Here is a 9,879-nt window from a genome sequence, read left to right on the forward strand (position 1 = left end):
GATCCAAGCGTACCCTACGCGTCAGGACTCAACCAAGCTGACCGACAGTTTCCCGCAGATGATCAACCTTCAAGACCTGCTTGACGACGCCAAGTGCTACGACACACTCCGTCGTTGCGTTGGCCAGAGGGTGTTCTGACACCCCTCTGGCCTACAAGATTCGCTGTGTACGCTTCACCTCAGGTTGTTCACGCTTGTCACAGATTCCTTCCCATTACAGCGCTGTCCGCCCTGGGCGCAACACGCGCTACGGTTGGGTGGTTAGCCCTTACGAGGAATCACTTCCGATCCCTCTCCCGACCGGGACTTGCACCCGGCAAGAAACGCCAAGCTTCGCTTGGCGCACCAAGACCTGACCCCGTTCGGCATCGTGCTCCGTTGGGTGAATTAAGTAAACTGTCCCCGGAACCCTCCTGTCTGTCCCCGGAACCCTCCCCGGAACCGCCCACCGGACAGCGGCTCGGCCAGGGTTCCGGGAGCCTGTATCGAAGCCGAGACCGGCAAGTTCCCGACCCGGCCGCGGGAACGAATGCACCGGTCAAGATCACCGGCAATGCCAACGGACTCTTGGCGACCCTGGCGTTTCGCGCCTAGCTACACGGCGGGACGGCCGGATGAGCGACACTGAGATCCGGGCGGCGGGTGCGAGCTTGCGAATTCCGTCAAGGTCAGTTCGCCCCTAACAACTGGTTCACAATATTTATGAACTCAAGGTCCGCGGCATCGCCCGCCGCTGGATTCACAAACCGATCGCCGGTGTCCAACAGCCAACGATAGAGCAGAATCCGATGGTTGTTCAGGACCGCCTGCATTTCCGGAACCGCGGCAAGATTCGTTTGTTCACCTGGATCATTCCAAAGGTCATACAAAGCATCTTTGGTCTCTAGAGCATTGATTTTACTGACGCGCAGGTACTTGTACTGCGCGGTGCGAACCATGCGCTGATTGGTCGAGGTCACCGAGTAAACCGCATCCCGCCATGGCGCGTTGGCATCGGTGAAGAGCGGTTTCACACTCATGCCTCGCAAGGAAGGATGAAGGGGAATTCCCGCGAAGTCGCATAGCGTGGGAAGAACATCGAGCCCGGAGACCAGATGCCTATCCAAACCACCCGCAGGCACTCCGGGCCCGGCCAGGATAAAAGGGACCATCGTCGCTTCCTGATACAACGATTGCTTGCCGAAGCGACGATGGCTTCCGCCCATCTCGCCATGATCGCTGGTATAGAGAATAACGGTATTGTCCTCCAAGTTTGCATCCCTCAGTGCTTGCAGAACAACGCCGACTTCGTTGTCTACGACTTCGGTCAACCGATAATAGACGTATAACATCTGGCGAAAGGTGGGATTATTCCAGTTAAGCCCGTATTGAACGGTCACCCTCTTACCCCAAGCCCCCATGTCGGGCGCGGACAAATTATTGGGCAGCGCGGGCAGACGGACGGTTGGAATCAGCTCTGCCGGATCTTTCGGGGTATCCACGGTGAAATTGATGATATCGTGCGGATTGAGGAACTGCACGGAAAGCAAGAAGGGTTGCTGTTGTCCGACCTGCGTGTGGATAAATTCAGCGGCGGCGGCGGCGACTTCGCCGTCGTATGATGAGCCTTTACCCTCCCAGATAGATTCCCCCGGCAGAACCTTCGCAAAGGCGAGCAGTTCGAACCCGGGGATCTCTCCACTCGCGTTCGGACTATGGGCCGGATAGGTCGTTGGGACATGCCACCTGCCGGCCCATACCGTTCGGTAGCCGGCACTCTGGAAAAGCGTGCCAAGGGACGGATAGTCTACAGGATTGGAATAATAAGCTGCCGGCAATCGTTGATCATTGATGGAGATGCCGAGCTCGTAGGGCATGCGGGATGTCGCAAGAGAGGCGCGCGATGGCGTACACAGGGGATAGGTGGCGTAGGCTCGCGCGAAACGCGTGCCGCGAGCCGCCAGAGAATCCATCGCCGGCGTCTGGAGGTGGGTATTTCCCGCGCAGCTCATGGCGCTGCTACGCTGCTGATCAGTAACGATCAACACGATATTCGGACGAGTGTCGCCGACGAGCGGCAAGTCCGCTGTTTCTGCAACCATGGGTGCGACGAGTATCGCGGCTATCACTACAGCGCGATTAATGAGAAAGAAGCGATGTCCAAGTTTCATGTCTGATCTCCGGTGCGAGGTCTCTGAGATGTGAGGGAGTCGGGGCAAACAGACGGCGAGGGCGACCCGTTGCTCCTGCACCTGCACCGTCAACCCATACCGCCGCGACGCCGCCCCGGACCTGTGTAATGCTTCACCGTGCACCGCCGCTCACCGGCCAGGCAAGAGCAGGTGGCGAACGTCCGGCATCTGGGCAACAATCCCTCGCGGCGGGACAGCTTTCACTACCACGGGTTTACCCCCTCCTTAGGATACAGTAGCCAGGATGTTCTGCCAACCTCCCCGATCCCCATGGCCGACTCCAGCGCTTGGTCTTGGGCGGCATTATGATTAAGGCCATCCCGCAAGCAGGTGGATCGCGAATGATGCGGTTCGTGCCTCACCGCATCCTACGCCCGACTCATCCGGTTGACTGCTCGGCAGGCCAAGGCTGAAGCCTTGGACTCCAAACGTCCAGCCCCTAGCGCGCGGCGGCAATGACGGCCTGACCGAGCGACAGGCCGCCATCGTTCGCCGGTACCTGGCGGTGGCTGATGGGGGTCAGGCCCAGTGCCCGCAGACGTTCGCTTATTCCTTCGAGTACCAGGCGGTTCTGGAAGACGCCGCCGGACAGGGCGACGTGATCCAGGCCGGCGGCGCGGGCCAAATCCGCGGCCAGGGCGGCGACGGCGGTGCAGAATCCCAGATGGAAACGCAGGGCGATCTGAGCCGATGCGATTCCGGCGGCCAGGTCGGCGAAGAGCGCGGACCACAGCGGCGCCGGATCGAGCAAGGTGCCGCCGTCCGTGTCGATGCGGCCAAACGGGTAGCCGTCACCGGCCGAGGCTGATCCCGTGGCGGCAGTCGCCAGGGCTTCCAGTTCGATGGCGGCCTGGCCTTCATAGGCGATGCCGTCGGCGCAGAGACCGAGTGCGGCGGCCACGGCGTCGAACAGGCGCCCGGCGGAACTGGTCAGGGGGGCGTTGAGCCGGCGCTCCATCAGGGTGCGCACGAGGGGGATCGGCCGCCCGGCCAGGCGGCGGGTGAGTTCCAGGTCCGGCCAGCGGTGTTGGAACGCCTCCCAACCGAAACAGACCTCGATCTGCGCCAGCAGGTTGCGCCAGGGTTCCAGGATGGCGCGGGTACCGCCCGGCATCGGCACGGGCCGCAGCCAGCCGACCCGCCGATAGGCCCGATAGTCGGCGATCAGGAATTCGCCGCCCCAGAGGGTGCCGTCCGCGCCATAGCCCAGACCGTCGAGGGCGATGCCGAGCACCGGCCCGGCGTCCAGCGGCCAGCCCTGGTCGGCCAGGACCGCGGCGATGTGGGCGTGGTGGTGCTGGACCTCGATCAGCGTGAGCCCGCCGTGCGTCGCCCGCGCCCGGCCGGTCTGGGTCGAGCGGTAGTCCGGGTGCAGGTCCACCGCGCAGCGCTCCGGACGGTGCTCGAACAGGGCCAGATAGAGGTCGATGGTGCGTTCGTACTCGCGGGCGGTGCGGGCGTCCTCCAGGTCGCCCAGGTGCTGGGAGAGGATCGCCTGGCCGTCCTTGAGCAAGCAGATGGTGTTCTTGAGTTCGCCGCCGCAGGCCAGCACCGGCGGTGCCGCCGCGAACCCCGGCGGCAACTGGAGCGGCGCCGGGGCATAGCCGCGCGCCCGCCGCAGCAGGCGCGGCGCCCCGTCCATCAGGCGCACCACCGAATCATCCGCCCGGTTGATGATGGCCCGATCGTGCAGCAGCGCGGCGTCCGCCAGCCCGCCGAGACGCTCCAGCGCATCGCCGTTGTCGATGCACTGGGGTTCCTCGCTGAGATTGCCGCTGGTCATCACCAGCGGCCGGTCCCAGTCGGCCAGCAACAGCAGGTGCAGCGGGCTGTAGGGGAGCATGAAGCCAAGAGTGGATTGGCCGGGCGCTAGGTCCGGCGCCAGGGCTGGGCCGGTCGGCGTCGCCAGCCGGTCGAGCAGACAGATAGGCGCGGCCGGGCTGGTGAGCAGGGCCGCCGGCGCCTCCCCCGCCGCGCAATAACGCCGGATCACCGTCAGATCACGCGCCATCAGGGCAAAGGGTTTCTGAAAGCGCCGCTTGCGCCGCCGCAGCTCGGCCACGGCGGCGGCATTCGCGGCATCACAGGCCAGGTGGAAGCCGCCGATGCCTTTGATGGCCAGGATGCGGCCTCGGGCCAAGAGGCGGTCGGCGGCGGCGATAGGGTCCGTTTCCGGCAACGCGCTGCCCTCCCCGTCCGCCAGCCAGACCCGCGGCCCGCACACCGGACAGGCATTCGGCTGGGCATGAAAGCGCCGGTCGGCCGGGTCCGCGTACTCGGCGGCACAGGCCCGGCATAGGGGAAAAACCGCCATGCTGGTATTGGCACGGTCGTAGGGGATGGACTGGACGATGGTGAGGCGCGGTCCGCAGTGGGTGCAGTTGGTGAAGGGGTAGCGGTACCGGCGATCGGCCGGGTCCTGAATCTCGCGGGCACAGGCGTCGCAGGTGGCCGCATCCGCGACCACGCCGGTGCGCACGGCGGTGGCGTCGCTCGCCAGGATCTGGAAGTCTGACGGCTGCGGGCCCGGCAGATCCAGGACGACGCGCTCGATCGAATCGATCCGCGCCAGCGGCGGGCACTCCGCCCGCAGCCGAGCGCACAGCCGGTCAAGCCGATCCGCCCCGTCCACGTCAGGCACCCAAACGCGGATCAACACCCCGTCGCCGTCGTTGCGGACGTCGCCCCAGAGCCCCAGGTCGCGCGCCAGGCGCCAGACCGTCGGCCGGAAGCCGACGCCCTGCACCAGACCGCGGACACGGATGGATTGCGCCAGGGTGACTGGCGCCTCGGTGTGAGGAAATCCAGGCTTCAGGTTGATCGACTTTGGCGGCGAGGCACCCACGGGCATAACATCGTTCTCATATTCGATCGCGTTCTAGTCAGTCTATATGAGAACCACGCTCCGCAAGTTCGCGCAATCGTTCGCACCGCGGCGATGGTCGCCGTTTCGGCCCAACCGAGGCACTGGTCGGCGACCTGGAGTCCAAGGTTTCAGCCTTGGATCGGCAGACCAAGGCTGAAGCCTTAGACTCGAACGAGCACCGCTCGCCGGAACGATGCTCAAGACCGTTTAAGCGCCCCCACCGCCGGCGGATCTTTAGTTGGTAATGCCCGCCCGCTGGGGGCCGATCCTAGCCGAGGCGGTTAGGATCGCGGAGCAGGCCTATAGCCCGGCGGTTCACCTCGCCTACGAGCGTGCGACTCAAGCGCTCGCCGACGACTCCGCCTACCTCGGGCGGTGCTTCGACGCCCTGTCCGTCTCGTTCGAGGCGCGGACCCTGTACCGGCTCAAGGCGCTCGCCGATGCGACAACAGCCTCTGACCTCTCCCGGTACCGGGGTCTGATCCGTCATGGCGACGCCAGCGCGGCGGGCAGGCGATAGGTCTTGCCGCCATAGTGCAGCGCGACCGACGAGACATGCGGCTCATGCGCGATCTCCGCACAATCGCCGTCGCTCGCCGTGCCCTTGCTTTCGCTCTCGATCAAGGTGGATCGGACGATCAGGTCGGCAAATCCGTGGCTGCGCCGCCCGCCGATGCCGATCGTTCTATTCAACTGCGAGCGCTCGTAGAAGCAGTTGTTTCCGACATCTTCGCGCGTTTGCTCGATGAGCAACTCGCCCAGTACCTGGCGCAGTCTGCCCCCTTCTGCGACGAAGAGCCTCAAGCCAGTCGCCTCGTAAGGGCTAACGCGAGAGTTATGAAGGTATCCGATCGTCACGCCGAATGCGCGCAAACCGGGTTGCAGCGTATAGCGGGCGGTATCGATGCCGAGATTGGTGAAGGCAATGGCATCCGATAGTATCGCTTCTTCCAGCCGCCGGCGACTCAGTATCCTGCCGCTGGCGGACGCGACGAGCAGCACCTCCAAGTCGAAGCTCTCCGGCGCATCGCCTTCAGGGTGCGCTACGCCAGCTGTGGGGACGGCGAGCGCGACGATGCTCTTGTGCGGATCGGCGGGCATCCGCTTGCACGCGCTAATGAGCGCGGAATCCGCGGCATAGCCCAGCCTGGCGGCCACATCCATCTCGATCCCCGCCCGGCATCGGCCGGGCTCTACCGGCGATGGCGGCGGCTCGTTGGCCTCCCGCTCAGCTTCGGCGGCCTTGGCGATCGTCCGTTCCCGTTCGGCGAGCGCCTGCCGCTCGCGCGCCTGTGCCGCGCAGATGCCCCAGGGGTCCGGCGCGTTGCGCGTGCCGGACGGGGGGCAGTCCTTGCCCAGCCCGGCGAGGATCTCCTGTCGCAGCGGTCCGGGGATGAGCGCGCGCAGCCCTGCGATGGATTCGAGCAGCGCCGCATCCTGTCGTTGCGCCGCCCGATCGTAGGTTTTCGACAACCAGTAGTAAGGCATGGCCCCGCAACTGGTCTGCTCGCGCTGGACCTTCTCCATGGCATAGCCGAACAGGAATTGCGGCGGCCATGTGTCGCTTGCGTACGCAGTAAAGGCGCAGCCGCTCGGCCCGGCAAAATCGCGTCCCAGTCTTGTCAAAAGCGCCGCGAGCGTCGTATCCATGTCCTCGTCCTTCGGTAGCGTCGCCCAGGGATCGACGAACGGGCGATCACCCATGCGCAGCTTGGAAAAACCGCGCTGAATCGAATCCAACTGCTTAAACGTTATGGATTGTTGCAGCAGCAGCCTCAGGGTCTTTTCCATCTCGCCCTCTGGCCACTGCGCCGACGCCTGCCGCAAGACGGGAAGCTTGACGGTCAGGAATGCGGTCTTGCGCAGGAGGATGCGGCGAAACCCTTGCAAGGCGGCCTCCTCGCGGGGCTTGATCCCGCCAGGCCCCCCGCGCGAGGACGGGGGAATCGGCTGCGTCTCGGCCAACTTAAATCCGGGCTCCAATTGCTTCACAATGGCGGGCAGCTGCTCGTGACGGGGGTTCAGCGAATACAGTGCATGCAGCCACACCAGACAACTGTCTGGCCCTGTGTCCGTGCAGTCATGCTGTAGCAGGAAGCGGCCGAGCTTCTGCTCCAGTATGGCCGCCGAGGTCTGACCGCGCGCCGTCTCGGGCGTTCCCGACCAGGGACCCGACCATTCTTCCTGCTGGCTGCGAACGCAACGGCCGAATGCCCCGCTATCGGCAGGCCAATAGGCATTGTATTCGACTATCCACAGCAGCGGGTCCTGGTGGTGAACGACCCATACGGGACCCGGCGTGCAGGCGACGAGTGCGGTCATGGCGCTGGCCTCGTCGGCCCAGGTTGCGTCGGCATACAAGGCGAGGCCGGTTGAACTTGCGGTCTTGGCGTCCGGGTCGATCGGCTTGCCGAAACCGCGCTCCGGATACCAGCGCGCCCAGCGTGCGATCACGTCGGAGGGACGCGCCCAAGGCATCAGTTCCCAGGCGCCCGCCTGGTCGATCAAGGTGGCCTTGGTGTTGCCGTCGAGCGCGGCGAGCTCCGGCATGACGAGCAGGCGCGTCAGCTTCCCGCGATCCAGCGAGTCCCATTCCAGACCGATCGGGTCCTCGTCGCGCCAGCGGCGTTTGGCCTCTGCCGCCACCGCGTGCAGCTCCTCGGGCGCCAGCGGCATCAGGGCGCCGGTCGGGGCAGGCGCTGGCTCCGACGCTGGCGCAAGCGACGCGCCGCCGACCGACAGTGCGCAGGCCAGTGCGATACCCCACTGCCGACGATCGGCTCCCGTGCGATTGATCTTCATCGGTGACTCTATGCCGCCAGCGGCGGCTACCGCGGAATGGGAACGATCTGGAACGACTGGAGATCGCGTATCGTCGCGCGTCGGCTGTCGATCGGAACGAGCGACAGCGGCGGATCGCTCGCCCAGGGGCGCGCGACGGACCAACGTCGGCTGGCGTCGTTCCAGATCGCCGTGTGGCGATAGGGTGCCGCGGGCAACACCAGGACGCGCCGATCGACCACCGCCAGATCCATCACCGAAAAGGGCACTATCGGAAAGTCCGGCAGCTTTTGCCTGCGCGTGAATGCCGCATCCGCGATCTCCGCGCGATAACCCCCGCCCGCATCCCAGCCTGTCAGGCAGAGCTTGAAGATGCGTCCGTTCGCCAGCTTGACCGCGCGCCCGCCGGGATAAGCGGCGCTGGGCCCAATCTTCCAGCGCCCGGTCTTGTCGTCGAAGATCTCGGTGGCACAGTCTGGACATGTCCCATCCGCCGCCACCGCCGAGGCGCGCGTCTGGCCGCCCAGTGCGACCAGGCGGCCGTCGGCCAGCTCGAGCAGCGTGGCCTGGTCCCGTCCCTGGTGCAGAGGCGCCAACGGCTGGGGCGCCTGGCCCGGGCGCCAACGCACCAGTCTGGTGGTCAACGGCGGGGCGGAGTCGCTGCGCCCTTTGAGCATATTGCCGCTGTCGAGATAGACAAAATCGCCGTTGCGGCGCACCAGCGCATCGTTTCTCGACCAGCGTGTGGCGATACCCGAGTTGCCGTTGTCCCAGTTTTGTCCGGTGGCAAAATGGATGGCCAGACCAGGGACCTCTTCCCAACGATCCTCGCGCGGAAAATAGCGGTACGACGGCTGTGCGGGCCGATCGATACATTGATCGCCTGGAGACGATGGGTCGCATCCGGGGGGCAGTCCGCCAAACGCGAGAATGGTCCGATCCTTAAGCTCCAGGCCCGACAGATAGTGCTTGATGGTCAGGTTGCGAACATGGCGCAGCGCCGCGGGCGGCGCGGTCATCTCCCATCGGCAGCCCCGGGTGTTGAAGACTACCGGCGGGGCGAGCTGCACCGGGTCGTCTTCCACACCTTCCAGGTCGGCCAAGGGTCCGCGTATATCCGCCGCCAAAAGCGCCAAGCGCAGCCCGGCGGAGTCCTCCGTCTCCCAGCTCAATGCGCCATCGTTCAGCCTGGCGATCAGCGCCGCGAATCGCCCCGGATCGAACGGCGGTTCCGGGGTACTGGGCTGGACACGTGCGCAGACCAGTGCGTGGTCGGCGTCGATGGGTGCCAGATCGTCCACCAGCAGACCGGCGGGAAGGTCCAGCGGGGCCACGAAGCGTTCCGCGACCGAGTCCCACCAGACCACGCGATGCAGCGGTCGGTCCGCGTCGTCGTGACCGGTTGCGACCACCAGGGTACCCGCGCCCAATCTGGCCCAAGCGGTGCCGACGGCCGTATGGAGCGGCCAGCTCGCGATCGGCGAGAAGCTGTTTTCCCGGGCCTTCCAGAGCTGTTTCCCGGTGCGGGTCGAGAGCAGATAGCGGTCCGCACCCAGCGTGACGAACCGGGGGTTGCGCGGGTCAGGCCAAGCCACCGTGGCATAGACGGCGGCCTGCTCGTCGTCCGCGCCAAGCTGCGCTTGCGGCAGTCCGGCCAGCGGATCGCTGCCGGCCGGTGCGAGCAGCGCAAGGACGAGCAACCAGCGTGTCGAAACGAATCGACCGATGCAACTCATGATACAGGTAAGGATAGTAGAGCCGGCGCAATCAGCAAAGGGGTCACAATCCGCTCAAAGGGGTCAGGTCTTGCGTTGTGCCTCTTGCTCTCTGCGAACGATGCGACTGAAAACGAAAAACCGACAACGCAAAACCGTTCCGTATACCATCCATGACACGGCATTCCGGCATCCTGCCGGAATGCAGCAGTTCCAAATTTGGGAGACAGCATCCAGCGTGGAGCCGTCGACGGGGCTGATGGTGGATGCGCTACGCTTATCCACCCTACAAAACCGGCGATTTTGTAGGGTGGATAAGGTGCGCCGCACGATGTTCGGGATTCAG

General features: G+C 65.1%; 5 protein-coding genes. 1 reads left to right on the forward strand and 4 read right to left on the reverse strand.

Features of this window, described 5'->3' with window-relative positions:
- Nucleotides 1-668: 668 nt before the first annotated feature.
- Together QZY03_RS01775 and hypF are read right to left on the reverse strand one after the other, a co-directional pair.
- Nucleotides 669-2,150, reverse strand: coding sequence for a sulfatase-like hydrolase/transferase (locus QZY03_RS01775; RefSeq protein WP_295577640.1), 1,482 nt, complete (start codon nucleotides 2,148-2,150; stop codon nucleotides 669-671).
- A gap of 460 nt (nucleotides 2,151-2,610) precedes the next feature.
- Nucleotides 2,611-5,022, reverse strand: coding sequence for a carbamoyltransferase HypF (hypF, locus tag QZY03_RS01780; RefSeq protein ID WP_295577643.1), 2,412 nt, complete (start codon nucleotides 5,020-5,022; stop codon nucleotides 2,611-2,613).
- A gap of 259 nt (nucleotides 5,023-5,281) precedes the next feature.
- Here hypF and QZY03_RS01785 point away from each other — a divergent pair, with 259 nt between their 5' ends.
- Nucleotides 5,282-5,557, forward strand: a complete 276-nt coding sequence (locus QZY03_RS01785) for a hypothetical protein (RefSeq protein WP_295577646.1) — start codon at nucleotides 5,282-5,284, stop codon at nucleotides 5,555-5,557.
- Here QZY03_RS01785 and QZY03_RS01790 read toward each other — a convergent pair.
- Both QZY03_RS01790 and QZY03_RS01795 read right to left on the reverse strand, forming a co-directional pair.
- Nucleotides 5,524-7,839 carry a hypothetical protein gene (locus QZY03_RS01790; RefSeq protein WP_295577648.1) on the reverse strand — a complete coding sequence of 772 codons (2,316 nt, stop codon included), beginning with the start codon at nucleotides 7,837-7,839 and terminating at the stop codon, nucleotides 5,524-5,526. The genes QZY03_RS01785 and QZY03_RS01790 overlap by 34 nt on opposite strands.
- A 26-nt stretch (nucleotides 7,840-7,865) precedes the next feature.
- A complete protein-coding gene (locus QZY03_RS01795) occupies nucleotides 7,866-9,518 on the reverse strand; it encodes a hypothetical protein (RefSeq protein WP_295577649.1) in 1,653 nt (550 codons plus the stop codon).
- Between the last annotated feature and the right edge of the window lie 361 nt (nucleotides 9,519-9,879).

This window comes from uncultured Lamprocystis sp. (genome assembly GCF_903933125.1).
Lineage (GTDB): Bacteria > Pseudomonadota > Gammaproteobacteria > Chromatiales > Chromatiaceae > Thiodictyon.